General features: G+C 67.3%; 23 protein-coding genes, 1 tRNA gene and 3 pseudogenes. 12 read left to right on the top strand and 15 right to left on the bottom strand.

Annotated elements, in window-relative coordinates:
* Positions 1–100: 100 nt before the first annotated feature.
* Positions 101–1,717 (top strand): MFS transporter, encoded by a 1,617-nt coding sequence (locus tag ACFO5K_RS24960; RefSeq protein WP_378567842.1) that lies wholly within the window; start codon positions 101–103, stop codon positions 1,715–1,717.
* Positions 1,718–1,725: 8 nt separating this feature from the next.
* Here ACFO5K_RS24960 and ACFO5K_RS27500 read toward each other — a convergent pair.
* Together ACFO5K_RS27500 and ACFO5K_RS24965 are read right to left on the bottom strand one after the other, a co-directional pair.
* Positions 1,726–1,897, bottom strand: a pseudogene (locus tag ACFO5K_RS27500) (IS701 family transposase); the annotation flags it as partial.
* Positions 1,828–2,772: a LysR family transcriptional regulator gene (locus tag ACFO5K_RS24965; protein ID WP_378567845.1), complete on the bottom strand. Its 945-nt coding sequence runs from the start codon at positions 2,770–2,772 to the stop codon at positions 1,828–1,830. The gene ACFO5K_RS24965 and the pseudogene ACFO5K_RS27500, both read right to left, overlap by 70 nt.
* A gap of 128 nt (positions 2,773–2,900) precedes the next feature.
* Here ACFO5K_RS24965 and ACFO5K_RS24970 point away from each other — a divergent pair, with 128 nt between their 5' ends.
* A complete protein-coding gene (locus ACFO5K_RS24970) occupies positions 2,901–3,212 on the top strand; it encodes an EthD family reductase (protein ID WP_378567848.1) in 312 nt (103 codons plus the stop codon).
* 31 nt (positions 3,213–3,243) lie between these two features.
* Here ACFO5K_RS24970 and ACFO5K_RS24975 read toward each other — a convergent pair whose 3' ends face one another.
* Both ACFO5K_RS24975 and ACFO5K_RS24980 read right to left on the bottom strand, forming a co-directional pair.
* Positions 3,244–4,104 (bottom strand): aldo/keto reductase, encoded by an 861-nt coding sequence (locus ACFO5K_RS24975; RefSeq protein ID WP_378567851.1) that lies wholly within the window; start codon positions 4,102–4,104, stop codon positions 3,244–3,246.
* A 479-nt stretch (positions 4,105–4,583) separates the two neighbouring features.
* Positions 4,584–5,195, bottom strand: coding sequence for a TetR/AcrR family transcriptional regulator (locus ACFO5K_RS24980; protein WP_378567854.1), 612 nt, complete (start codon positions 5,193–5,195; stop codon positions 4,584–4,586).
* A 112-nt stretch (positions 5,196–5,307) separates the two neighbouring features.
* Here ACFO5K_RS24980 and ACFO5K_RS24985 point away from each other — a divergent pair, with 112 nt between their 5' ends.
* Positions 5,308–6,324 (top strand): NADPH:quinone oxidoreductase family protein, encoded by a 1,017-nt coding sequence (locus tag ACFO5K_RS24985; protein ID WP_378567857.1) that lies wholly within the window; start codon positions 5,308–5,310, stop codon positions 6,322–6,324.
* Positions 6,325–6,359: 35 nt separating this feature from the next.
* Here the strand turns inward: ACFO5K_RS24985 and ACFO5K_RS24990 are convergent, their stop codons facing one another.
* A complete protein-coding gene (locus ACFO5K_RS24990) occupies positions 6,360–6,932 on the bottom strand; it encodes a redoxin domain-containing protein (RefSeq protein WP_378567860.1) in 573 nt (190 codons plus the stop codon).
* A gap of 170 nt (positions 6,933–7,102) precedes the next feature.
* On the opposite strand from ACFO5K_RS24990, the gene ACFO5K_RS24995 reads away from it, so the two are divergent.
* The gene (locus ACFO5K_RS24995) at positions 7,103–7,402 is read left to right on the top strand and encodes a glutaredoxin domain-containing protein (protein WP_378567863.1); all 300 of its coding nucleotides are present in this window, start codon (positions 7,103–7,105) and stop codon (positions 7,400–7,402) included.
* 79 nt (positions 7,403–7,481) lie between these two features.
* Here ACFO5K_RS24995 and ACFO5K_RS25000 read toward each other — a convergent pair whose 3' ends face one another.
* The gene (locus ACFO5K_RS25000) at positions 7,482–8,216 is read right to left on the bottom strand and encodes a Crp/Fnr family transcriptional regulator (protein ID WP_378567866.1); all 735 of its coding nucleotides are present in this window, start codon (positions 8,214–8,216) and stop codon (positions 7,482–7,484) included.
* 124 nt (positions 8,217–8,340) lie between these two features.
* On the opposite strand from ACFO5K_RS25000, the gene ACFO5K_RS25005 reads away from it, so the two are divergent.
* From ACFO5K_RS25005 to ACFO5K_RS25020, 4 genes are all read left to right on the top strand, one after another.
* Positions 8,341–8,910 (top strand): hypothetical protein, encoded by a 570-nt coding sequence (locus ACFO5K_RS25005; RefSeq protein WP_378567869.1) that lies wholly within the window; start codon positions 8,341–8,343, stop codon positions 8,908–8,910.
* A 153-nt stretch (positions 8,911–9,063) separates the two neighbouring features.
* Positions 9,064–9,573, top strand: coding sequence for a redoxin domain-containing protein (locus ACFO5K_RS25010; RefSeq protein WP_378568323.1), 510 nt, complete (start codon positions 9,064–9,066; stop codon positions 9,571–9,573).
* A gap of 9 nt (positions 9,574–9,582) precedes the next feature.
* A complete protein-coding gene (locus tag ACFO5K_RS25015; protein WP_378567872.1) occupies positions 9,583–10,467 on the top strand; it encodes a cytochrome c biogenesis CcdA family protein in 885 nt (294 codons plus the stop codon).
* A gap of 9 nt (positions 10,468–10,476) precedes the next feature.
* Positions 10,477–10,746 (top strand): alkylmercury lyase, encoded by a 270-nt coding sequence (locus tag ACFO5K_RS25020; protein WP_378567875.1) that lies wholly within the window; start codon positions 10,477–10,479, stop codon positions 10,744–10,746.
* Positions 10,747–10,794: 48 nt separating this feature from the next.
* Here the strand turns inward: ACFO5K_RS25020 and ACFO5K_RS25025 are convergent, their stop codons facing one another.
* The 5 genes and pseudogenes from ACFO5K_RS25025 to ACFO5K_RS25045 all read right to left on the bottom strand — a co-directional run bounded on the left by ACFO5K_RS25025 (position 10,795) and on the right by ACFO5K_RS25045 (position 14,652).
* Complete coding sequence (locus ACFO5K_RS25025) at positions 10,795–11,601, bottom strand: class I SAM-dependent methyltransferase (RefSeq protein WP_378567878.1); 807 nt, start codon at positions 11,599–11,601, stop codon at positions 10,795–10,797.
* Complete coding sequence (locus tag ACFO5K_RS25030) at positions 11,598–13,199, bottom strand: radical SAM protein (protein WP_378567881.1); 1,602 nt, start codon at positions 13,197–13,199, stop codon at positions 11,598–11,600. Before ACFO5K_RS25030 ends, ACFO5K_RS25025 begins: the two co-directional genes overlap by 4 nt.
* A gap of 150 nt (positions 13,200–13,349) precedes the next feature.
* Positions 13,350–13,679: pseudogene (locus tag ACFO5K_RS25035) on the bottom strand (hypothetical protein); the annotation flags it as partial.
* A gap of 42 nt (positions 13,680–13,721) precedes the next feature.
* Positions 13,722–14,051 (bottom strand): annotated as a pseudogene (locus ACFO5K_RS25040) (DUF427 domain-containing protein); the annotation flags it as partial.
* Positions 14,052–14,576: 525 nt separating this feature from the next.
* Positions 14,577–14,652: transfer RNA gene (locus ACFO5K_RS25045), tRNA-Arg, on the bottom strand.
* Between the two features lie 131 nt (positions 14,653–14,783).
* Between ACFO5K_RS25045 and ACFO5K_RS25050 the strand changes: the two genes are divergently transcribed.
* Positions 14,784–15,995 (top strand): saccharopine dehydrogenase family protein, encoded by a 1,212-nt coding sequence (locus ACFO5K_RS25050; RefSeq protein WP_378567884.1) that lies wholly within the window; start codon positions 14,784–14,786, stop codon positions 15,993–15,995.
* 22 nt (positions 15,996–16,017) lie between these two features.
* On the opposite strand, the gene ACFO5K_RS25055 is transcribed toward ACFO5K_RS25050, so the two are convergent.
* Positions 16,018–16,734: a DUF1542 domain-containing protein gene (locus ACFO5K_RS25055; protein WP_378567887.1), complete on the bottom strand. Its 717-nt coding sequence runs from the start codon at positions 16,732–16,734 to the stop codon at positions 16,018–16,020.
* 99 nt (positions 16,735–16,833) lie between these two features.
* Positions 16,834–17,973, bottom strand: a complete 1,140-nt coding sequence (locus ACFO5K_RS25060) for an acyl-CoA dehydrogenase family protein (protein ID WP_378567890.1) — start codon at positions 17,971–17,973, stop codon at positions 16,834–16,836.
* Between the two features lie 84 nt (positions 17,974–18,057).
* On the opposite strand from ACFO5K_RS25060, the gene ACFO5K_RS25065 reads away from it, so the two are divergent.
* Entirely contained in the window at positions 18,058–18,429 is a 372-nt protein-coding gene (locus tag ACFO5K_RS25065) for an ArsR/SmtB family transcription factor (protein WP_378567893.1), read from the top strand.
* Between the two features lie 128 nt (positions 18,430–18,557).
* Complete coding sequence (locus ACFO5K_RS25070; protein ID WP_378567896.1) at positions 18,558–20,192, top strand: long-chain fatty acid--CoA ligase; 1,635 nt, start codon at positions 18,558–18,560, stop codon at positions 20,190–20,192.
* Between the two features lie 64 nt (positions 20,193–20,256).
* Here ACFO5K_RS25070 and ACFO5K_RS25075 read toward each other — a convergent pair whose 3' ends face one another.
* Entirely contained in the window at positions 20,257–20,649 is a 393-nt protein-coding gene (locus ACFO5K_RS25075; RefSeq protein ID WP_378567899.1) for an SCO5389 family protein, read from the bottom strand.
* A gap of 84 nt (positions 20,650–20,733) precedes the next feature.
* Entirely contained in the window at positions 20,734–21,765 is a 1,032-nt protein-coding gene (locus tag ACFO5K_RS25080) for a nitronate monooxygenase (RefSeq protein ID WP_378567902.1), read from the bottom strand.
* A gap of 267 nt (positions 21,766–22,032) precedes the next feature.
* Between ACFO5K_RS25080 and ACFO5K_RS25085 the strand changes: the two genes are divergently transcribed.
* Positions 22,033–22,893, top strand: coding sequence for a M23 family metallopeptidase (locus tag ACFO5K_RS25085; protein WP_378567905.1), 861 nt, complete (start codon positions 22,033–22,035; stop codon positions 22,891–22,893).
* Positions 22,894–23,100 lie beyond the last annotated feature (207 nt).

Consider the following 23,100-nt stretch of genomic DNA (forward strand, 5'->3'; position numbering starts at 1 on the left):
GCCATGTCCGGTGATCCCCCGAAGCCCATTGCCATTGCTCTGCGCGACGTCCCGCCGCTGCCTGGTTCGTCCACATCGCAACGAGGAGAAGTGAACTCTCATGTCCAATTCAGCTGTCTCGAAATCCGCCGCGAGGGCGGCGAGTCCGCCCGTTTCGAGCTCACCAGGGCGATGGTTGGCGCTGGCCGTCATCTGCGCCGCGGAATTGCTCGTCGTCCTCGACAACACCGTCGTCAATGTCGCGTTGCCGTCGATGGGTGTGCAACTGCAGGCCGGCTTCGCCGGATTGCAGTGGGTCGTCGACGCCTACACGCTGACCTTCGCTGGTCTGCTGCTCGCATTCGGTCACCTGGGTGACCGCTACGGGCGGCGCAAGGTGATGATGCTCGGATTGGCGGGCGTGGCCGTGATGTCGCTGGGCGGCGCACTGGCTACCGACCTCGGACAGGTGATCGCCGCCCGCGCGGCGATGGGTGTCTTCGCCGCGGCCGTGTTCCCGGCGACCCTGGCGATGATCATCAATATCTTCACCGACGCCAGGGAACGAGCCATGGCGATCGCCGCGTGGACGGCGATGGCCGGTTTCGCCATCGCGATCGGCCCGACCGCGGGCGGCTGGCTGCTCGAGCACTTCTCCTGGCACGCGGTGTTCTGGGCGAACATCCCGGTCGCGGTGATTGTGCTGGGGTTGGCCTACCTGTTCGTTCCCGAGTCCAAAGCGTCGCACACCGGCAAGCTCGACATCGTCGGCATCGCGCTGTCGCTGGTGAGCGTCACGGTATTGGTGTGGACGGTCATCGAGGCGCCGCACCGCGGCTGGCTCTCGGTGACCAGCCTGGTCGGCTTCGCCTTCGCGGTTCTGTGCTTCGCGGCATTCATCCGGTGGGAGCAGCGCACACCCGTACCGGTGCTGAACATGAGCCTGTTCCGGATCCGGCGGTTCTCGTTGCCAGCGTTGTCGATCACGGTCGGCTACTTCTCCATGTTCGGCTTCCTGTTCATGATCACCCAGTACTTCCAGGGGGTGATGGAGCTTTCACCACTGCAGTTCGGTCTGCATTCACTACCCTTCGCCATCTCGATCGCGATCGGCGCACCCCTGTCGACGATGATCGCCCAGAAGGTCGGAACCACCGCGGTCATCGTGTTCGGTTTGGTGGTGATGAGCGCGGGCATGCTCATCGCGGGTCAAGTGAAGGTGGAGACGCCATACCTGGGCCCGGTCCTGATCTCGATGGTGCTCATGGGGCTGGGAATGGCGATCGTGCAGGGACCGGCCACCGAATCGATCATGTCGTCGGTCGCACTCGACGAGGCGGGCGCCGGTTCGGCGGTCAACGACACCACGCGCGAGGCCGGCGGCACGCTCGGCGTCGCAGTGCTCGGGTCCGTCATGGCCTCGGTGTACACGACCGAGGTCGGCCCGCGTATCGACGCCATCCCGGACTTCCTGATGACCCAGAGCGAGAAGGGCTTTGCCCGCGAAAGCGTGATCGCGGTGATCGAAATGGTCAAACGGCCGACGGATCCGGCCTTCGCGCAGCAGAAGGCCGATCTGATCTACACGATGAAGTCCGCGGCGCTGGAAGGGTTCGAGCTCGCGTCGTATGTGACGGTGTCGGCTTCACTGGCGGTGGCGGTGGCGGTGGCGATATTCCTGCCGTGGAAGCCCGCACGCGAATCCGTCTTCTTCGACTGGGAGGCGAAGAGCAACTGACACTCGGCTGGGATGTTCTGGCTGCGTGGCACCGCCACCACGTACCCGATGTGGCGTGTTTCGGGCCAGGTCCGGAACTTGTAGTCGCAACCGTAGGCTTCCGTCCGCGGTCAGCCACCGGGCCGGGACCCCGCCGTCCAGTGCTCGGGCGCTTGGTCCGGCAGCCAGTGCAGCTCGTGTGCCAGGGTTTTGGCGATGGTACGGATGCGGCGGTGTAGTGGCGACTGCTCGCGTGGGAGGACCAGGTGGATGGTCAGGCCGGGTGCGCCCTGCAGCGGTCGCCACGTGAGGCCGGCCGCTAGTGCCGTGACCGCGGCTTCACCGGCCGGGGCGAGGGTGAGCCCGTCGCGTAGGTCGCGCTGAAACATGTCGAAAGAGACTGCGGGCGTGTGGAATCTGGGGCTCGGCCGGGTGTCGTGGAACAGTGCGGACAGCTGATCGTGGACCACGGGGTTGGCCGCACGGTCGGGAAGTCGCAGCGGATACGTGGCCGCATCGGCGATCTCGATCTCCGGGTGTTCGGCCAGCGGATGATGCTGTGCCAACAGGACCCCGACGCGCATACGCCGAAGCAGGAACCGGCGCACGCCACGACCCGGCTGTTCACCACGGGTGATCCCCGCATCGATGCGGCCGTCGGCGACCGTGGGGGAGATCTCCGGTGTCGCCATCGGTACCGCGCCGACCACGAGTCCCGGGCTGCTGCGAATGAGCCTGTCCACCAGGGCCGGTGCCGTCTCGGCCCCCGTGCTGAGGCTGTATCCGATGCGCAGCGTGCCCAGTTCGCCGGCCCCCGCATTCCGGGCGGTGTCCCATGCCCGGTCCAGCGCCGCCAGCGCGGGCGGCGCGGACTCCGCCAAAGCCGTACCAGCCGTGGTCAATACGACGCTACGTGTGTTGCGAACCAGCAGGCTCGTACCGAGTTCCGACTCCAAACGGCGCATCCGGGCACTGAGCGCGGGCTGCGCGATACCGATCCGTGCGGCCGCGCGGGTGAAGTTCAACTCCTGCGCCAGCACCAGGAAGTACCGCAGGCTCACCGTATCGGGCGCCACGTGCCCTCCTCGATTGATAACGATCCGTTCTGAGTCTATCGCGTACTGGTCTTTTCCTCGACCACACATCAAGCCCTAACCTGCGCATATGACGATTCACCCGACCGCGGTATGTGCAGGAGGCAGTCATGCATAAAACGGTGGTCCTATACCCCCAGCCCGCCGACCCTGACCACTTCCGCGACTACTACGTGACCAACCACCTGCCGCTGGTCAGGAAGTGGCCCGGCCTGCTTGCGTGGCGCTACAGCTTCGACGTGGCGGCAGCCGAGGGAGAAGCGCCGTATTTCGCGGTCTTCGAAGGCGACTTCGCCGACGCCGCCGCCTTGGCCGCGGCGCGGGCGTCGCCGCAAGGCCAGCGGCTGGCCGCCGATGTCGTCAACTACGCCACCGGCGGTGTGGTCGTCATCGACTACCCGGTGCACGACGGCACCAGCTGAGCGCGCACCCGCGACCTCGCGGAGCCGTCTGTCATCGATCCGCCCGAGCGGCGCGGTTGAGGAGTTCGTACTGGTCGTCGGTGAGTTCCAGCCGCGCCGCCGCGAGGTTCTCGGCGAGGTGGGCAGTGGAGGCGGTGCCCGGAATGGGCACGATGACGGGCGAGCGGCGCAGCAGCCAGGCGAGGGCGAGCTGGGTGGCGGTGACGTCGAGTTCGCGGGCGAGCGCGGCGATCACGGCGGTCGCGTCCGCACCGCCCGCGACCACCGGGCGCCAGGGCAGGAAGGCGATGCCCGCCGCTTCGCAGGCGTCGACCACGGGGTCGTATTCGCGGTCGAGGATGTTGTAGCGGTTCTGCACGCTCGCGATCTCCACGGTCGCGCGGGCCTCGGCCAATTGCGTTGCGGATACCTCGGACAGGCCGATGTGGCCGATCTTGCCTTCCGCGCGTAGATCGCGCAGGACGCCGACCTGGTCGGCGAGCGGGACGGCCGGGTCGACGCGGTGCAGTTGCATGAGATCGATCCGCTCGACCCGCAATCGGCGTAGGGCGTCGTCGACCTGGCTGCGCAGGAACGCCTCGCTGCCGTTGTAGACCGCGCCGTCGGCGGCGGCGGGGCGGCGCTCGACGCCGAGTTTGGTCGCGACCAGCAGGCCGTCCGGATAGGGGTACAGGGCCTCGGCGACGAGTTCCTCGTTGGCACCCCAGCCGTAGAGGTGCGCGGTGTCTACGAGAGTGACACCGAGGTCGACGGCCTTGCGTAACAGGGTGATCGAGGTAGCACGGGCATCGGTCGGTTCGGTGGGCAATCGCATCGCGCCGAGGCCGAGGCGGTGCACGCGGTGTCCGGCGAGCTCGAGGGTGAGGGGCGTCATACCTGCCTTCCGGGTCATGCCCGACTTTATCTGTGCCGTCGCAGGTCCGCTTCTGCCGCAATGGGTGTGGGTGCACCGCTTGGGGTTGTGACCGCGCCGTGAGGGCATTTTCGCGGTGGTGTCGTCGCACCCCCGCAACACCGCCCACGCCGACTCCCCGTATTGAGCGTTCTGTTGACCAGGGGAAACTCCGGTCGCAGGCTCGTGACCCCAGGAATCGAACCTGCGGCCCCTGACCTGAGGTTTTGCGTCAAGCGGCGGCCTCGCGCTGGGGCATGTTGACCCAAAAACCTGCTGACCTGCGACAATCGTTGTCGGAGGTTGGTGCCCTCGGCAGGACACGCAAAACATGGGCAACCGGGAAACGCCTGGTCATCGCGGATTCTTACTCGATATGACTATGCCGGGCCGCCGCCGGTTGGGAGCTGGCAGATGATCGGATGGTGTCGGGAGCCTCGACGGAGCGGTCGGCACCCAAGCGCGCGCAGGACGGGTGTCTACGGGGTTCTGGTGAGCGCTGGCCATCCGGCCATCGCGCCTGTGAGGACGTCTTCCAGTTCGGCGCGCGTCGCACCATCGCGAGCTTGAATCGACAGGCCCTGCACGATAGTGGCGTAATAGCGTGCGACCGCGTCGGTGTCGACCCCACTCGCGTCGAGCTCGCCCTCGTCGATTCCGCGTTGCAGCCGATCCCTTATCGCCGTGAACTGTGACCGCCGGATGTCAGCCAGGAACTCGCGGATGGGCTCGTTCTCGATCGCGCCCGTAGGTGCGGCCAGAATGAGCATGCAGTAGTGCGGAGCGTCGGACCGCGTTATCTGGTCGACTGTCGCGCGCAGCATGGCCTGGATCGCCTCTCTTACGGCCGAGTGCTCGTCGAGTGCGTTGCGGGGCTGTGCCCCGGCGGTCGCGCCGTAGCGGTCCATGACCTGGCGGAAGAGGCTCTCTTTGCTGCCGAAGTAGGAGTAGATGCTCGCCGAGGCGATCCCCATCGCCCGGGTCAGGTCGCTGAGTGAGGTGCTCTCGTAGCCGCGCTCCCAGAACACCTCGAGCGCCCGCTGCAGGGCGGTGTCAGGGTCGAATGTGAGCGGTCTCCCGCGACTGGCCATATCAGTGCGCCTCCAACTTTGTTTGTCGTTCGATCCACATTAGCTTGACCAGCTCTGAACCTCCGTGACAAGGTTTGTTTGTCAATCACTAAACAAACCTGATCGGATGGTCATGAGTATTCCTGCAACGATGCGCGCCCTACAGCAGTCGTCCCTGGACGGGCCCAAGAGTCTTCGCCTGATACCTGATGCGCAGGTTCCGACTCCCGGCCCGGGCGAGGTGCTGATCCGGGTCGGCGCGGCGGGCGTCAACTTCGTCGACATCTCGCAGTCCCATGGCGTGTTCGCCGGTGGCCCACAACCTCCCTACGTGGCAGGCATCGAGGCGGCCGGCGAGGTGGTCGCGCTCGGCGAAGGCGTCTCCGGCGTCGAACTCGGCACCCACGTCATCGGCATCACCATCATGGGAGGGGCCTTCGCGGAGTACGCCGTGCTGATGGCGGCTGGGACACTGTCGTTGCCACCAGGTTGGACCGACGAGCAGGCGTTGGGGCTGGTCGTGTCCTGGCCGACTGCATTGGCCGCGCTGAAACCGTTGGGGCAGCTCGAGTCGGGGCAGACGGTTCTGATCCACGCGGCCGCTGGAGGAACCGGCCAGGTGGCCGTGAGGCTGGCCAAGCACTATGGCGCGACGGTGATCGCCGTGGCGTCCTCTGACAAGCACGAGGTAGTCAAGAAGCTGGGCGCCGACTATTTCCTGGACTCACGCAGCAGCGAACTTGCGACCGAGGTCCTTGGCCTGACCGACGGCGCGGGCGTCGACCTCGTGCTGGAGTCGGTCGGCGGCGACACCTTCGAGGCGAGCCTGGACGCCACCAAGCCGATCACTGGCCGCGTCGTCGTGTTCGGCCTCGCCAGCGGCCAGGCTTCGATCACCAACTGGGACCTCGTCTACAAGCACCAGGTCCACCTCATCGGGCTGAACATCGGGATTCTGATCCAGTCCGCACCGCACATCTTCGGCCAGGTGATGGCAGAGATGTTCGGCCTGATCGCGAGCGGGGTCCTCGGCCCAGGCACTCCTACAGCGCGCGAATTGTCGGAAGGCCCGCAAGCACTCCAGGACCTCGAAGCGCGCACCACAGTGGGAAAACTCGCGCTCGTGCCTTCAACAACGCTCCCGGCGTAAGCCTCCCTCCGGGGTCGAAGAACCACGCACCTCGACTAGTTGCTCGGCGGTGAGTCAGGGCGACGGGGCTGGCCAACTCGTCGGGCCGTCGCGAGCACGTCCGCGGCGGGCGGGTAGTCGCCAAGGGTTCGCCCTCGGTACAGCATCTGCACGGTTCGGTCCTGGCCGACGATCACCAGCCCGGGCGCCTGCAACGGATGGTCGGTGATGCGGCCTTGGCGGGCCCGGCGGGCGGCGGACAGGTATTTCCACCAGGTTCGTGGGGACAGCATCTGCCACCAGGCGATGTGATGGACGTCGACGGCTTGGTAGAGGGTGTGGTTCGGGTCGAGTAGCAGTGGGTAGCCGATGCCGTTGTCCATGAGGTGGCGGGCTTGATAGTCGGCGGCGCCGCCGACCCCGACAAGGCTTACACCGGCGGCTTCGAACTCGGGGTGCAGGCGTTCGAGTTGGTGCAGATAGTCCCGGCACGGCATGCATCCGTAGTAGCGGACCATGGGGATGACCACAGGGGAAGTGAGCAGACTGTCGAGGTCGACGGGTACGCCATCGGCGTCGCGCAAGTCGAGTTCGCCGATCCGGTCACCGATTCCGGTCAGTTGCTTCATCGTGCTCCTTGCCATCGGTCTGTTCGTTGTGCCGATCCGCAGTGAACCACCGTGCGTCCCGACGTCACACGACAAGTGTCAGCGCGCCGACAGATCCTGTGTGCATTCCTGCTCGGACAGTTGTGCTGAAGTGTCGCCCGCCCAGGGCTGAGCAGTGAAAGGAGGCAGCGATGACCGATGTGCGTGCGTCGCGGCAGGTAGTGCGGGTGTATTGGCGCCCGGGATGCCCGTACTGCAGGGTCTTGCTGCGGCAGCTGCGGCGCACCGATCTGCGGCTGGAGGAGGTGAATATCTGGGCGGATCCCGAGGCCGCGGCACGAGTTCGATCGGTCGCCGACGGCAACGAGACGGTACCAACGGTGTTCGTCGGCGAGGTGGCGATGGTCAATCCGAGTGCGCTCGAGGTATTGCGGACTGTGCACGGTGACGGCGCCTCAGTGCCTCGTTGGTGGCATCGACGGGGCTGCTGAGCCATCGCCGAAGGGCCGTGTCACCCGTGGTGTCGTGCGCACTGAGGCGCTGGACGGGACGAATGACCTTACGACGGGGTCATTGCGCTCGGTAGGCCTCGCGGAGTCGATCGGCATCGACGATGTCGATGGCTCCGTAACCCAGGCGGATCAGGCCGTCTCGCTCGAATTCTTTGAGGATCTTGTTCAACGACGGCCGTTGCACGCCGAGCATGGCGGCCAGGGTGCGCTGGGCCAGCTGCACCGATCCGTCCACGGCTTCGTCGAGTAGCAGCTGGGCGACCTGGGTAGGCAGAGGCCGACCCAGAATGCTGATCAGCCGTGCCTGGCTGGCTGAAACGCGTTGCGCGACGCTGGACAGCCATCGGCGCGCGATCGCGGGGTGGCTGGCGAGCAATGCTTCGAATGCGGAGTTCGACAGGAACAGGCAACTCGATTCGGTGAGTGTGCGCGCGGTGTAGGCCAGCGGCATGTCGAGCAACAGAGCGATGTCGCCGTCGACGTCGCCGGGGCGCAACACGTCGACGACGGCTCGTCGTCTGCCCGAACCGACGGACAACTCCATTTGCCCTTGGCGCACGATCCACACCCCGGTCGGTGGAGCGCCTGCCGCGAACACCGAGGTCCCGGCGGCCATCGTCTTGAGTTCGATTCGGTCGGCGAGCGCGGTGAGGTCGCTGGGGTGCAGTGGCGCGGCGGCCCCACGGCCGACGCACCGTGCGACCCAGGCGGCGTGGCGCAGTTGGTCGTCGGTGAACGACTCGCCGCCGATCGCGCGGATCAGATGGTCGAAGGTCCGGTTGACGGGGGTCATCGCTGGCTCCTGGTCGGTTCGCGGGTGAACCTGTCATCCCGCTGACAATTGTCCTCGCCTCGACGACCGAACGCGATTGGCTGAGAACTACACAACCGTGTTTTCGTATCGAGAGGGTTCTGTCATGGCAACTTCGGCTTCGAGCAGTCCGATTTCTTCAAGCCTCGGCGTGCACGCGATCGGTACCGCAGCCCTGCGCGGCGCTGTCGCCGGTGTCGTGGCGTCGCTGGTGATGGCAATGTACGCGATGATCGCGGCGGCTACGTACCAGCACACCGGGTTCTTCACCCCGCTCTATCACATCGCCTCGACGTTCATCGCGCCCGACGCGATGATGAGCTCGATGATGGCAGCAGGTTCCGGGTCCACTTTCACCTTCGAGTTCGGTCCGGCCGTGCTCGGCGCGGTGATCCACATGATGGTCGGCGCGATGTACGGCGCGATGTTCGCGGTGATCGCCCGGATGGCGCGCTTGCACGGCGTGGCCCTGATCGTCTCGGCGGTGGTGTGGGGTGCGGTCGTTTTCGCGGTGAGTGCCTGGATCGGTTTGCCGCTGGCGGCGGCGATCTTCGGCGGTGGTGATCCGATCGCCGACATGGCGAGCATGGTCGGCTATCCGACCTTCCTTGGTGAGCACCTGCTCTTCGGTGGTGCCTTGGGTCTGTTGCTCGCGGCCCGTCCGGGTACCCGCTGAGCTTGCGTCTATCGCGGCAACTCGCCTGTGCTCGTCGAGCGGGGCGGGTTGCTGCAATGCTCGGTGTGAGGTGTCGGCGTGCGCGTCGATCGACGATGAGGAGGTTGATTCGTGAAGGTCGGACGGATGGCTGCGGGACTGTTGGTCGCCGCGATGCTCACGGTGGGTTGCGGGGCGGGCGGCAACGAGTCTCCGGCACCGCCGGTGTCTGCCTCGGATCCAGCGGGGTCGGCGAGTGCGCCGCAGAGTGCAGCGGTTCCCGAGCAGTTGCGCTTCACCGCGCGCACCGTCGACGGTGGTGAGTTCTCGGGGGGGTCGTTGGCGGGTGAGGCCGCGGTGTTGTGGTTCTGGGCGCCGTGGTGCCCGACCTGTCAGCGGGAAGCGCCGGGGATCGCCGATGCGGCGAAAGCGCACTCCGATGTGCGGTTCGTCGGGGTGGCGGCGTTGGACTCCGAACCCGCGATGCGCGACTTCGTCGCGAAATACGATCTCGGGTCCTTCCCGAATCTCGCCGATGTCGATGGCACGGTGTGGCAGCGCTTCGGCGTCACCCAACAGCCCGCCTATGCGTTCATCGGCGCAGATGGTCAGGTCGACGTGCTCCGTGGCAGCCTCTCGGAGTCGGAGCTGGCCACCTGGATCCAGCAGCTCGATCGCGGCTGAACGGATGAGATGAACAGTCAGACAGTGGGATTCGCGTTCGCGGCCGGTCTGGTCGCGGCGCTGAACCCTTGCGGATTCGCGCTGCTGCCCGGTTACCTGACGCTGGTGGTGTTCGGCACCGAAGGCGAGCGTAGTCGTGTGTCCGCCCTCGGTCGGGCAGTGACCGCGACCGCCGCGATGGCCACGGGATTCCTGCTCGTCTTCGGAACATTCGGCTTGCTCATCGCACCATTGACCTCGACGGTGCAACGGTATCTGCCCGCGGTCACCGTGCTGATCGGGGCAGCCCTGGTCGGGCTCGGTGTCTGGTTGCTGACGGGGCGGGAACTGGTGGTGCTGCTGCCCAAGTCGGGTCGCGGCGCCCCCACCGCGCGGCTGGGGTCGATGCTGGGCTACGGCATCGCGTATGCGATCGCTTCGCTGTCGTGCACCATCGGCCCGTTCCTCGCGGTGACGAGTTCGACCTTCCGTAGTGGCTCGGTCCTCGGCGGCATCACGGCCTATCTGGCCTATGCCGCCGGAATGGCGCTGCTCGTGGGCACTCTGGCGCTCGTGGTAGCCCTCGCGGGTGCTGCGGCGGTGACGAGGATGCGCAAGGTGCTGCCGTATGTGTCGCGCCTCAGCGGAGTCTTGATGGTGGTCGCCGGTGTGTATGTCGCCTATTGCGGCGTGTACGAACTGCGACTGTTCGCCGGTGCCACTGATGCCGACGATCCGGTCATCGAGGGCGCGGCCTGGATCCAGGAGATTCTGGCCGATGCGGTCGAGCGTATGGGCGCGGTGACGTTGCTGGCCGTGGCCGCCGCATTGGTGGTGCTCGTGGTCGGTGCGGCCGGACTCCGTCGCCGACGAAAGAGCGACAAGATTCCGAGCGTGACCAGCGATCGGTTGTGAGGAGAGACCATGGTTGTCGTCGAAATTCGCAGCGTCGCCGATTGTCCCAATGTGACCGCCGCCGAGGACCTGGTGCGACGTTGTTCGGCCCGGCTCGGCCTCGACGTCGACATTGTGCACCGGATCGGCGACTTTCCATCACCGACGGTCCTCGTCGACGGCCTCGACGTCATGGCCGCACCCGCGTCTTCGGTGTCGGCGTGCCGTCTCGACCTGCCGACCCAGGACCGGGTGATGGCGGCCCTACACCGGGCGATAGAGATGTCCAACAATCCGTAGCAGCCTCCTCAGATGGCAGGCGCCTCCACGCGACAACGTCACGGAAGTTCATCGGTGGGTAGTGGTTGCCTTTTCGGCGATGAGCAGGGCGTAGCCCAGCAGTCCGTCGCGGTGGGCCTGCCAAGCCATGTCGAGGTAGCCGCGGACGAGGGCGAGGTCGATGCCGGCGGCAGCGAGTTGGTCTGTGCTCGTGATCGCCAGCAGGCCGACTCTGGCGCGGATCTGGCCGAGCATGTCGGCGACGACGTGATCGTGTGTTTCGACCAGAGATACTCGTAGACCCGATTCGGTGAGGATATGGGTGTAGTCGTCGAGGGTGCGGGCATCGGCGACGCAGGACACCCAGCCGGTCAGCGTGTGCCACTGCGGGGGCAATCCGGCGTCGGCGACGGTGACATCGGTGATCCCGACCCGCCCACCCGGTCGCAGGACTCTGGCGAACTCGGCTGCTGCGGCGTGCTTGTCGGGAAACAGACAGAAAGCGCATTCAGAAAGGACCGTGTCGATACTGTTGTCAGGCAACGGGATCGACTCCGCATCACCGACCTGAAACCTGATCCGGTGCTTCAGTCCTGCTGCTTCGGCGGTGGCACGCGCTGTGGTGACGGTCTCGGCGGACAGATCGATCGCCTCGACCTGCGCGGCGTACTCCGCGGCGAGCAGGCGGGCGGTCCGGCCGGGCCCGCACGCGATGTCGGCGACCTGGTCGCCCGCCTCGATACCGAGCGCGCCGGCGAGATGACGCGTCAGCCCTACCCCGCCGGGGCGGTAGGAGTCTCCGAGCAGCAGCGCTACCGCGTCACGCGAATAGGCCTGTGCGCAACACGCTTTGAGCGCATCATTGGGTCCGGTCATCGCGGCACCGCTCGTGTACCGACGTTGGTCGCATCGCGACTTTCTCGGCCCGGTCCGTTCGCTGCTTGTTTGGAACCATGGGGTGAATCGGTGACCACCCCGGCGAGTTCGGTGGCATTGGGGACGATGTCAGCGACGGGAACGCCGGTCATCTGGGCGCGGACTTGCTCGCGGTAGCCGACACTGTTGTAGGCGCAGAACGGGATGAGGCGGCCGTCGGGGGTGATCTGCTCGACGCAGCATTTCATCAGCTGTTTGACGTTGAGTGTGTAGGGGTCCTGGAAGTCCTGGACCACGATCATGAATGCGCGATCAGCCAATTCCTTTGCCGCCTTGGGCAAGTCGATACCACACGCGTCGCCGGGCCCGCAGTCGAAGATCTCCGCGGTGCGGGTGAGCTTCTCGCCGACCGTCGCGGTCCCCATGAACGCCGATGCGCTCCACAGTTTTTCCAGCGACTCACGAATGCGGTAGTCGGGTACCACCCGGTTGGTGACGTAGTCCAGATACTCGTCGACCTGCACGAGCCGGGGGATCGGGATGACGCTGAAGTCCCAGCTACCCGGGGTGCCGTCGGTGATCAGGTAGGTGACCGAGCGGCACGTCGGGAAACAGCACGGCACCGGGAAGAAGTCCGAGGCCACGAACCAGTCGGGGAGTTGTTCGGTGAGGAAACCGATCACGTCGGGGTTGGTGAGTCTGGTCAGCGGATCGAATTCCAGGTGGCGCCCTGAGTGCGTGACGGGCTGGAACGCCACTGAGCGGACGGCGGGGTGTTCGAGCCCGAACGCCACGATCGGGCCGATCTCGTGGGTGTTGACATCGCGTTCGATCGCCGCGACCAGCGTCACTGTCAATCCGGCATCGGCACAGTTGTCCAGAGCGCGTTGTTTGATTTCGCGTAGATCCCGGTTCCTGATGCTGCGATGGGTCTGTTCGTCGAGCCCGTCGAACTGGAGATAGATGTTGACTGCCTTGCCGTTGCGGCCATTTCGTTCGCCCAGTGCGGCGACGAATCGGCGGTCCGAGGCGAGGCGGATCCCGTTGGTGTTGATGTTGATGTTCTGGATCGGTGTCGCCTGGGCGAGGTCGACGAAGTCGAGGATGTTCTTGTGGATGGTGGGTTCGCCGCCGGAGAACATCACCACTTCCGGTTCGCCTTCGGCGGCGACGAACGCGTCCAGCATTGTCTGGCATTGCTCGACGGTGATGGAGTAGCTGTCGGGTTGGTGGCCGGAGTCGGCGAAGCAGATCGGGCAGTCGAGGTTGCAGTTGGTATTCACTTCGATCAGGCCCAGACAGGCATGTTGCTTGTGCTCCGGGCACAGACCGCAGTCCGACGGGCAACCGTCACGGACCTCGGTCTGGGTGGTCAGCGGCAAAGTGCCCGGTTTGTTGAAGCGGGCGGAGTCGACGTATGCCTCGGCATCGGAATAGACCAGCGCCTCGAACCGGCCGTGCTCCCGGCAGTGCTTGCGCAAGAACACCTTTCCCTCACGGATATTGACCTGGGCGTCGACGACGACCTTGCATACCGGGCAGATGCTCTTGGTGTATTCGAGGAAGACCTCGTCGCGGTCCTGTCTGGTCGATGTCACGCGCTACCTCCGCTTCGGCCCACCAGACGATGGGCGATCTGTGTCGCTTGTGGTCCCACCCCAGTCGATCGAATCGGCGTCCGTCGGCAACACTGTGCCCTCGCTGACACTATGACCGGGCAAGCCGGCTTGGTGTCGCGACACGGGCGATCAAGCCAAAGTGCCCAGCCAGGTGGTGAGCGCGTACAGCGCGACATAGGTGCCGACCGCGATCGCGAGCACGGTCAGTAGCCGCCACTTCAGCTTCCGGGCGCCGTCGATACTGCACTGGTCACGCCGACGCAGAGACCACCACAGCAACCCGCCCAGAGTCGCGAGGCCGCCCAGCCGGAACCACCACGCGTAGTCGTCGTAGAGATCGGTCGCCCAGCTCAGCGCGGTCGCCCCGCTGACGATTCCGACCAATGCCAGCACGGTGGGGCCGACACAACACGCGATGCCGACCAGCCCACCAGTAATTCCGATGCGCCACACCGGAATCGGCGTGATCGCCGAGTTCGCCGAGTTCGCTTCCTTTCGGAAGCGAGCGAGCCACCTTCGACCGCCACGGCCTGTCGGCTTCTCGGATTCGCCGACGACCTGCACACCGTTCCAGAACGCGACATGCCCCTTGATCGAGCGGGCCAACGGACTCGGCCGCGGGTAATACCACGCCGCGTTCGGATTGATCTCGTCGTTGGCCGTGACGTTGTAGTAGCTGGCCATGCCCTTCCATGGGCACAGTGTTCTCGTGGGGCTGTCGGAGAAGTGCTCCCGGTTCAGCGACTCCGGCGGGAAGTAGTCGTTACCTTCGATCCGGACGGTTCGTGGTGTCTCCGCGAGCACCACGCCGTTCCATACTGCGCGCTTCATCAGCCCACTGACCTCCTGGTTTCGGCTCTCCATCGATCAGACAGCACATTCCCGCCCGGCGGAAGGTGAATTGTCAGCGCGATAACACTGGGTGGCTCGGTGGGTTGCGGCTACGTGCCCGCCCCCTCCTCCCACGGCTGGCTCACCCCAGTACCTGGCCCGGCACTCGTGGCCGCGTAACCGACTGCCGGCCGTGGTTTTGGCGCGAAGCCTCGTTGGGAGATCCTGGGCTCTACAGGCAACCGCCGGACGCCGACTCTGGCGCGAGGTCGCCACACCATAATTGACAGGCCCGCGCTGGCGGGGCATCTCCGACGAGTTCACGTCTGGCGAGTGGGTAGACGCCGCTCTCCCGGTAGACCGGACCGAGATTCGCTGACCAGGGAAATCTCCGGTCGCAGGTTCGTGACCCCAGGAATCGAACCTGCAACACCTCACCTGGGCTTTTGCGCCCAGCAGTTGCCTCGCGAGGGAGCGTGCTGACTCGGAAAACGTGCTGACCTGCTGAAATCTGCTGTCGCAGGTTGGTGCCCTCGGCAGGATTCGAACCTGCGACACCCGCTTTAGGAGAGCGGTGCTCTATCCCCTGAGCTACGAAGGCGGGGGACCAGCCTCGACTGGCCGAGGCCGAGTATAGCGTGGCGGTGGTGGGTGGTCGCGATACCCGTGGGGTGGTGAGGCGGCGGGTGGCGGATTCGGCGGAGTGTAGCGTCGGCGGGGGAGGGAGTTGTGATGCGTGTTCTGGTTTTGGGTGGAGCCGGTGAGATCGGCCGGGTGGCGGCGAAAGTGCTTGCCGCGCAAAGTGTCGTCGAGCAGGTTGTGATCGCTGATCTGGTCGGGGTGAATGCCGGGGCGGTTGCCGAGGAGGTCGGGTGCGGTGCGGTCGCTTGCCAGGTCGATGTCACCGATCGGGTGCGTCTCGTGGCGCTCATGCGGGAGTGCGATGTGGTGGTGAACACGGTGGGGCCGTACTTCCGGTTCGGGCCGGGGATTCTGTCCGCGGCGATCGAGGCGGGACGCAACTATGTCGACGTCTGTGACGATCCGGCGCCGACCGCGACCATGCTGGACATGCACGAGCAGGCCGTGTCGGCCGGGGTGACCGCGGTGATCGGCATGGGTGCCAGCCCCGGTGTGGCGAACCTGTTGGCGCGCAAGGCGATCGACTCGCTGGATCGGGCCGCGACGGTGGTCACCGGGTGGAACCTGCTGATGGCGCAGCCGGCGAAGCGGTCGTGGCGGCCGAGTGCGGCGATCGTGCACGGTATCGAGCAGGTGAGCGCGCCGATCCCGGTGATCCGTGGGAACGAGCGGGTGCGGGAAAGGCCGCTGCGGGAAACGACCGTCGACTACCCGGGGATCGGTGCGGGCACTGGATGGACCTTCGGGCACCCGGAACCGGTCACGCTCGGGCGGACCTTCCCGGAGCTCGTCGACTGTGTGAACGTGGCGGTCGCCCCGCGCTACGTCATCGCGGCGTTGACAGCGCTGGGTGCGGCGGTCCGGTCGGGGCTGTTGTCCCGGGAACGAGCCGCGCGGCTCGCGGCGGTCGTGGAGAACGTGCTGCCGAGTTCGCCGGTCGCGGCATTGGACAGCGGCACCCTGCCGCCGCTGTTCGCGATGGCGACGGGCACCGTCGACGGTGCGGCCGCGACGATCGCGTGCGCCCTGGGGCAGGTTCCCGGTCTCAACATGGCCGAGGCCACGGGGGTTCCGCTCGCGGTGGGTGCGTTGCTCGCGGTGGATCGTCCCGGTGTGTACCCGCCCGAGGCGGTGTTCGAGCCCGACGCGTTCTTCGGTGCGCTCGCACCGTTCTGTGTGGGTGATCCGCGGCCGGAGTCCATGGTGGTGACCACCGACAGCCGGCGGCCCGCCGAGGCGAACGCGGCGGTATTGCGAGGCGGCTCGCTGGTGACCGCGCTGTTGCGGGCACGGATCAGCTGAGCGGGCGCCGGCGGCGAAGGCTTCAGAAGCCGTCGAAACCGCCGTCGAATCCGGGATCGGGGTCGGCGTCCCAGGTCTGCTCCGGTGGGATGGACGCCTCGCCGGTGCCGTCCTCGAACGCCTGCGCGTCGTAGTCGACCCCGGCCATCCCGGCGAACAGGGCGCTGAACAGCAGGACCGAACCCGCGCCCCAGGCTCCGGCGACGAGGGCGGGTTTCCACCACGGTTCGGAGTACCAGCCGGCCGGAACGGGGCGTCCGGCCACCCGGCCGCCGGGGAAGTAGTTCGCGGTGCCCGCGGACGGGACGGGGGAGGCGACGATGCGGCGGCCGTTGTGTTCGACGACGCGTTTCTGCTCGACGCGGCCCGCGGTGTCCTGGCCGTCCAGGGCGGGGATGGGCGGGCCGGGGTCCATGTCCATCGCGGTGCGGGCGGCGCGGACGTAGTAGAGGCCCTCGAGGGCGGTGTCCTCGGCCAGGCGGGCCTGGGTGGTGGTGGCGGCGCGGTCCATCTGGCCGCCCGCGGCGTTGTAGCGCTCGGAGGCGTCGGCCAGGGCTTGGCGGGCGGCTTCGTTGCGCGGGTTGAGCGCGTAGACCTGCCCGCCGAGCCGTTCGATACGCACCCTGGCTGCGGCGCGGGCGTCGTCGAGGTCACGCGCGGCGCGCTTGTTCTGTTCGGCACGCAGGTACAGCAGCGCGCCCACCGACACGATCACGATCAAGATCAGCCACCACAGCATCGCGCGCCTCATTTCGTCGAGGTCTCGAGATGCTATTCAGTTTACTGGCAGGTTGCCCTGCGGCGTCGACCGGCGATGATCAGCGCGTTGCCGGATAGCTCAGCCGGCGAGATGGCGGGCGATCACCAGTCGCTGGATCTGGTTGGTGCCCTCGAAGATCTGCATGACCTTGGCCTCGCGCATGTAGCGCTCCACCGGGAAGTCCTGGGTGTAGCCGGCGCCGCCGAAGACCTGGACCGCGTCGGTGGTCACCTTCATCGCGGCATCGGTGGCGACGAGTTTGGCGACACTGGCCTGGCGCGAATAGGGCAGCCCGGCGTCGCGGCGGCGGGCTGCGTCGAGGTAGGTGGCGCGGGCGGTGTCGACGGCCGCGGCCATGTCGGCCAGCACGAAACCGAGGCCTTGGTGATCGATGATCTTGCGGCCGAAGGCTTCTCGTTCCTTGGCGTAGGCCACGGCCTCGTCGAGGGCGCGCTGGGCCACTCCGGTGGCGACGGCGGAGATGCCGAGGCGGCCCGCATCCAGTGCGCTGAAGGCGATCGAAAGTCCTTGTCCCTGTTCGCCGATGAGGCGGTCGGCGGGCAGGAAGGCGTCGTCGTAGGCGGCGGTGGTGGTGGGGATGCCGCGCAGGCCCATCTTCTCCTCGGGCTTGCCGAAGCTCAAGCCCGCGGTGTCGGCGGGGACCAGGAAGCAGGAGATGCCGCGTGATCCCTCGCCGGTACGGGCGAACAGGGTGTAGAAGTCGGCGCGGCCGCCGTTGGTGATCCAGGCCTTGGTGCCGTTGAGCCGATAGCCGCCGTCGACGGGGGTGGCGCGGCAGCGCAGGGCGGCCGCGTCGGAACCGGCGTGCGCCTCGGAAAGGCTGTAGGCGCCGATGGTTTCGCCCGAAAGCATGGTTTCGAGCCACTGCCGCTGCTGCTCGCCGGTGCCGTAGGTGAACAGCGGATGGCACGACAGACCGTGCACGCTCACCGCCACGGCCACCGCCGCCCAGCGGCTCGCGAGCTCCTCGAGCACCTGCAGATACACCTCGTAGGGCTGCGCGCCACCACCGAACTCCTCCGGGTACGGCAGGCTGAGCAGCCCGGCCGCGCCCAGTGCGCCGAACACGCCGTCGGGGAAGGTGCCGGTCTTCTCGCTCTCGGCGGCGCGCGGTTCGAGCACCTTGTCGGCGATGTCGCGGGTCAGTTCGATCAGGTCGCGCGCCTCGTCGGTGGGCAGCATGCGGTCAACAGCCATGCCCGTCACAGTACGGCGGCGGCCGAATCGCGCGGCCGTGAGTGGTCGACGCCACTCGTCACACCGGTGACTTACTATCCGCGCATGAACGCAGATGACCGATCGGCGCGCGCACCTCTGGCCGAGGATCATCTCGGCCTGGTGGTGGAGGTGTTCCGCATGCTCGCCGACCCCACCCGGGTCCAGGTGCTGTGGGCGCTGGCCGATCGGGAACTGTCGGTGAACGAGCTGGCCGAGCTGGTCGGCAAGCCCGGGCCGTCGGTGTCGCAGCATCTGGCGAAGCTGCGGATGGCGCGACTGGTGCGCACCCGCCGGGAGGGCACCACGATCTATTACAGCCTCGACAACGACCATGTCCGCAGGCTGGTCGTCGACGCCGTGCACAACGCCGAACACGCTGGTCCGGGCGTTCCCCCGCATCACAGCGGACCCGATGCCCAGCCGCCGCACGAATAGCGCACCGGTGCTCCACGCCCAGCTCGCGGCAGGAAAGTTAGCGGCAGAAACGATTGCGGGGCGCAAACCTTTCGGTAACATCCGGTGTGACGTGGCTCATGCCACGGCAGGGACTTGAAGGAGCACCGATGCTGAGCACCATGCAGGAAGACCAGCTCTCGCTGGCCACACTGCTCAACTACGCCGCCACTTTCCAGGGCGATTCCACCGTGTCGACCTGGACCGGTGACGGTGTGCGCACCATGACCTACCGCGAACTCGGCGCCGATTCGGCCCGGCTGGCCAACGCGCTGCGCGGACTGGGCATCGGCGAGGGCGACCGCGTCGGCACCTTCATGTGGAACAACAACGAGCACATGACCGCCTACATCGCGGTGCCCGCGATGGGCGCGGTGCTGCACGCGCTCAACATCCGGCTGTTCCCCGAGCAGTTGGTGTTCGTCGCCAACCACGCCGAGGACAAGGTGGTGATCGTAGACGGCACGCTGCTGCCGATGTTCGCCCAGTACCTGCCGAACCTGAAGACGGTGCGGCACGTGATCGTCGCCAACGGTGACGCCGCCGCGCTGACCGCCCCCGAGGGGGTCACCGTGCACTCCTACCGCGAGCTGCTCGACGGCCAGTCCGCCGAGTTCGACTTCCCGGTCCTCGACGAACGCTCCGCCGCCGCGATGTGCTACACCTCCGGCACCACCGGCGACCCCAAGGGCGTCGTCTACTCGCACCGCTCCAACTGGCTGCACGCCATGCAGGTGAACTCGCCCAACGGCATGGGTTTCCACGGCGGCGACTACGTGCTGGCCATCGTGCCGCTGTTCCACGCCAACGCCTGGGGCCTGCCGTACGCGGCGCTGATGTCGGGCGCCAACATCCTGATGCCGGACCGTTTCCTGCAGCCCGCGCCGCTGCTGGAGATGATGGCCGCCGAGAAGCCGAGCTTCGCCGCCGCCGTGCCCACCATCTGGGGCGGTGTGCTGGCCGCGCTGGCCGCCGCGCCGCAGGACATCTCGCACCTGCGCACCGCCGTCGTCGGTGGTTCGGCGGTGCCGCCGTCGATGATGCGCGCGTTCGAGGACAAGCACGGCGTGCGCATCCTGCACGCCTGGGGCATGACCGAGACCTCCCCGCTGGGCAGCGTCGCGCACGCGCCGGCGGGCACGGAGGGTGAAGAGGCGTGGGCCTACCGGTACACGCAGGGCCGATTCCCGGCCAATGTGGAGGCCCGGCTGGTCGGTGACGACGGCAAGGTCGTTCCCAACGACGGTGAGTCGCTCGGTGAGCTCGAGGTGCGCGGCGCCTGGATCACCGGCTCCTACTATTCGCCCACCGGTGCCGAGATCGACCCGGAGAAGTTCGACGACGGCTGGCTGCGCACCGGCGACGTCGGCAAGATCAGCCCCAACGGTTACCTCACCCTGGTCGACCGCTCCAAGGACGTGATCAAGTCCGGTGGCGAGTGGATCTCCTCGGTGGACCTGGAGAACGCGGTGATGGCCCACCCGTCGGTCGCCGAGGCCGCCGTGATCGGGGTGCCCGACGAGAAGTGGGACGAGCGCCCGCTGGTCGCCATCGTGCTCGCCGAGGGGCTCGCCGCCGAGGCCGCCGAGCTCAAGGAATTCCTGGTCGACAAGTTCGCCAAGTGGCAGCTGCCCGAGCGGTGGACCTTCATTCCCGAGGTGCCCAAGACCAGCGTCGGCAAGTTCGACAAGAAGCGGCTGCGCGCCCAGTACGCCGAGGGCGAGCTGGAAGTCGTCACGGTGTAGCCGGAGCGGCGGGCGTACAAAAGGGCGGGCGTGGAATTGCTTCCACGCCCGCCCTTTTCGTTGTTCAGCAGTTTCGGAGTTCGGGGCTCTGGTTCAGCAGCTGGGCGCGCGGGCTGATGTAGCGGCTGTAGGTTTCCCCGCCGACCGCCGAGAGCGGGAAGGCCGCCACCCGGTGGCAGTTCTGGAAGGCCAGTTTCACCCCGAAGTGCCGTTCCAGGCCGCCGCGGATGGCGTCGGAGGCCAGGGCGCGCAGGAGCTGACCGCGGGCCACCTCGTCCGGCGGCGGCACCCGGTTGTCGGCGTACTCATCGGTGCCGGACCGTAGGTCACCGGCCACCCGGCTCACGACCTCCCAGGCGTAGGGCAACGATGTGCGGACACATTCGACGAATTCTGCGTCGTCGATATCGCCCTGTTCGGCGCGCTCGAGCAGTGCTGCGGGAACATCGAGGGACATGTCGCTCTCCTCCTGCTTGGGGTGTTCGGCGGGACGTGATGCCTGTCCGAGTCTAAACGAAATTCGTTGTCAATAACCCTGGATTCATAGCGAAAGCGCTTTATGGAGAGCGGCTTTGGCGTCGGCGGCGAGGTCGCCGACCAGTTCGCTTGCCGATTGCCCGGTGCTCAGCGAATGTGCTTGGCCCGCCCACAGATTCACTTCGTCACGGTTGCCGGCGGCGCGTGCGGCCGCACGCAGAGGCCCTGTGGCGTAATGAATTTCGGGATACGCGGCGGGCGCGTCGGCGGTGTGTTCTTCGAGGAAGCGGTTGCGGATGCCGCGCGCACGTCGTCCGGTGAAGGCGCGGGTGAGCATGGTCGGTTCCGTCGAGCCGATCGCACCGCGATGTACCGGGTTGGTGCCCGCCTCCGCGCACCCCAGCAGCGCGGTACCGATCTGGGCCGCGCGGGCGCCCGCGGCGAGCACCCCGGCGACCGCGGCGCCGGTGGCGATGCCGCCCGCCGCGATCAGCGGGCGATCGGTGGTGGCGGTGAGCAGTTGCAGCAGCGGCAGCAGGCCGAGCGGGTCGATCGGGTCGTCGGCCGGGTCGTCGAGGAAACACGCGCGGTGCCCGCCCGCCTCGGCGCCCTGGGCGATCAGGGCGTCGGCGCCCGCGTCGACCGCGATCAGCGCTTCGGCCGGGGTGGTCACCGTCACCCAGACCTGCGTGCCCACCGCGTGCAACCGGTCGACCTCCACCGCGGTGGGGCAACCGAAGGTCACCGACACCACCGCCACCGGGTCGGCCACCAGCAGGTCGAGCTTGTCGGCCCAGCCGTCGGTGTCGTGTTTCGGGGTGCCGAGCTGATGGTCGACCCCCAGTTCGGCGAGGTAGGCCGCGTAGACGGACGGGTCGGCCACCGCGCCGGGCGCGAACAGGTTCACTCCGAACGGGGCCGCGGTCGCCGCTCTGGTCGCCGCGATCTGCGCCGCGACGGCGTCGGTGCCGAGGTATCCGGCGGCGAGCTGACCGAACCCGCCCGCCGCCGAGACGGCGACCACCAGCTCCGGTGTGGACGGCCCGCCGGCCATGGGCGCGGCGACGATGGGGACACGCAAACTTTCGATCACCATGCCAAGAGTGTGGCCCGTCCTCACCGTGTCCAGCCCCGCTGACACCCGGACCCCGCTCACCGACGGCTTTGTAACGCCGAGGAAACGCGATCTACCTGGGAATTCTCGACAGAAGGTTGCGGAATGGTCACGGCGATGTACAGTTCCCATCACAACGTATGCCGAACCGTTACACATGATTCGGCATCGGGGAACACCCAGGTGGCCCCCGGGCCGATCGCGAGGTCGGCATCGTTACTCCTTGTTGTCGGACGCTAGGACGAAACTTTGTCGCAGCACCGTGTGGGCCCCGAATCCATCTCCGTGCAGGCCCTGCTGGGTGACGGAGCCGCCGGGCGCCCGAGCCGGCACCGCGCCGGAGCCTCGCGCACCGATCGCGTGCGGGTCGCCGCCAGTGCCGCGGTCGCCGCGGGCGCCCTGGTCGGCACCGCCGCGCAGATCGTGCCCGCCATCGCCTACGCCTCCCCCCTGCTGCCGTCGACGCAGGACGACGTCGAGGAGTCGGTGGCCCCCGAGTCGGCCAAGCAGGACGTGAACCTGGTCGCCGCGCAGGAAGTCTCCTCGCACGTGCCCGCTCCGGCTCCGGTCGACGCGGTCGCCGCCCCGATCGCGGCCCCCGTGGCCGCGCCGTTCGGCATCGGCAACCTGCCGCCGGAGATCTCCGCGCCCTTGGCGCAGGTCGAAGACTTCATTCAGGGCATCCAGCACCAGGTCGCGCCGCCGCAGGCCGCCCGTCCGGTCGCCGGCCCGATCAGCTCCGGCTTCGGCGCCCGCTGGGGTGCCATGCACAACGGCATCGACTTCGCCGACTCGATCGGCGCCCCGATCCACTCGGTCATGAGCGGCACCGTCGTCGAGGCGGGCCCGGCCTCGGGCTTCGGCCTGTGGGTGCGCGTGCTGCAGGACGACGGCACCACCGCGGTCTACGGCCACGTCAACGACATGTACGTCACCCAGGGGCAGCGAGTGAACGCGGGCGATGTGATCGCCACCGTCGGCAACCGCGGCCAGTCCACCGGCCCGCACCTGCACCTCGAGATCTGGGATCAGGGCGGCAACAAGATCGACCCGGTGCCCTACCTCGCCGCCAAGGGCGTGCCGATGGAGTGGGGCCCCTCCGCGCACTGAGCGCGCGCGGGATCGCTCCCGCCCCCGACAGCACACAAGAAGTGACGGTGTTCGTTATGAACCCCGTCACTTTGCTGTTGAACCGGCAACACGACCGGGCGCCGCGTCGATACTCCTCAGGGCCCTGAGTTCCGGGGGCAACCGGCGCGCGAGCGGCCCCGTCGCACCGGTCGATATGATGGCTCGATCTGCACGGTGCGGTCTCGC

It is taken from the genome of Nocardia halotolerans, assembly GCF_042650145.1.
Lineage (GTDB): Bacteria > Actinomycetota > Actinomycetes > Mycobacteriales > Mycobacteriaceae > Nocardia > Nocardia halotolerans.

Excerpts from the sequence above, each read along its gene's own strand:
- ACFO5K_RS25055 (WP_378567887.1), bottom strand. The coding sequence starts at position 16,734 with ATGCTGTGGTGGCTGATCTTGATCGTGATCGTGTCGGTGGGCGCGCTG.
- ACFO5K_RS24990 (WP_378567860.1), bottom strand. The coding sequence starts at position 6,932 with ATGAAGCAACTGACCGGAATCGGTGACCGGATCGGCGAACTCGACTTG.
- ACFO5K_RS25005 (WP_378567869.1), top strand. The coding sequence starts at position 8,341 with ATGGCAACTTCGGCTTCGAGCAGTCCGATTTCTTCAAGCCTCGGCGTG.
- ACFO5K_RS25075 (WP_378567899.1), bottom strand. The coding sequence starts at position 20,649 with ATGTCCCTCGATGTTCCCGCAGCACTGCTCGAGCGCGCCGAACAGGGC.
- ACFO5K_RS25060 (WP_378567890.1), bottom strand. The coding sequence starts at position 17,973 with ATGGCTGTTGACCGCATGCTGCCCACCGACGAGGCGCGCGACCTGATC.
- ACFO5K_RS25050 (WP_378567884.1), top strand. The coding sequence starts at position 14,784 with ATGCGTGTTCTGGTTTTGGGTGGAGCCGGTGAGATCGGCCGGGTGGCG.
- ACFO5K_RS24980 (WP_378567854.1), bottom strand. The coding sequence starts at position 5,195 with ATGGCCAGTCGCGGGAGACCGCTCACATTCGACCCTGACACCGCCCTG.
- ACFO5K_RS24970 (WP_378567848.1), top strand. The coding sequence starts at position 2,901 with ATGCATAAAACGGTGGTCCTATACCCCCAGCCCGCCGACCCTGACCAC.
- ACFO5K_RS25015 (WP_378567872.1), top strand. The coding sequence starts at position 9,583 with ATGAACAGTCAGACAGTGGGATTCGCGTTCGCGGCCGGTCTGGTCGCG.
- ACFO5K_RS24975 (WP_378567851.1), bottom strand. The coding sequence starts at position 4,104 with ATGACCCGGAAGGCAGGTATGACGCCCCTCACCCTCGAGCTCGCCGGA.
- ACFO5K_RS25025 (WP_378567878.1), bottom strand. The coding sequence starts at position 11,601 with ATGACCGGACCCAATGATGCGCTCAAAGCGTGTTGCGCACAGGCCTAT.
- ACFO5K_RS25080 (WP_378567902.1), bottom strand. The coding sequence starts at position 21,765 with ATGGTGATCGAAAGTTTGCGTGTCCCCATCGTCGCCGCGCCCATGGCC.
- ACFO5K_RS25010 (WP_378568323.1), top strand. The coding sequence starts at position 9,064 with ATGCTCACGGTGGGTTGCGGGGCGGGCGGCAACGAGTCTCCGGCACCG.
- ACFO5K_RS24995 (WP_378567863.1), top strand. The coding sequence starts at position 7,103 with ATGACCGATGTGCGTGCGTCGCGGCAGGTAGTGCGGGTGTATTGGCGC.
- ACFO5K_RS25065 (WP_378567893.1), top strand. The coding sequence starts at position 18,058 with ATGAACGCAGATGACCGATCGGCGCGCGCACCTCTGGCCGAGGATCAT.
- ACFO5K_RS25070 (WP_378567896.1), top strand. The coding sequence starts at position 18,558 with ATGCTGAGCACCATGCAGGAAGACCAGCTCTCGCTGGCCACACTGCTC.
- ACFO5K_RS25020 (WP_378567875.1), top strand. The coding sequence starts at position 10,477 with ATGGTTGTCGTCGAAATTCGCAGCGTCGCCGATTGTCCCAATGTGACC.
- ACFO5K_RS24985 (WP_378567857.1), top strand. The coding sequence starts at position 5,308 with ATGAGTATTCCTGCAACGATGCGCGCCCTACAGCAGTCGTCCCTGGAC.
- ACFO5K_RS25000 (WP_378567866.1), bottom strand. The coding sequence starts at position 8,216 with ATGACCCCCGTCAACCGGACCTTCGACCATCTGATCCGCGCGATCGGC.
- ACFO5K_RS24960 (WP_378567842.1), top strand. The coding sequence starts at position 101 with ATGTCCAATTCAGCTGTCTCGAAATCCGCCGCGAGGGCGGCGAGTCCG.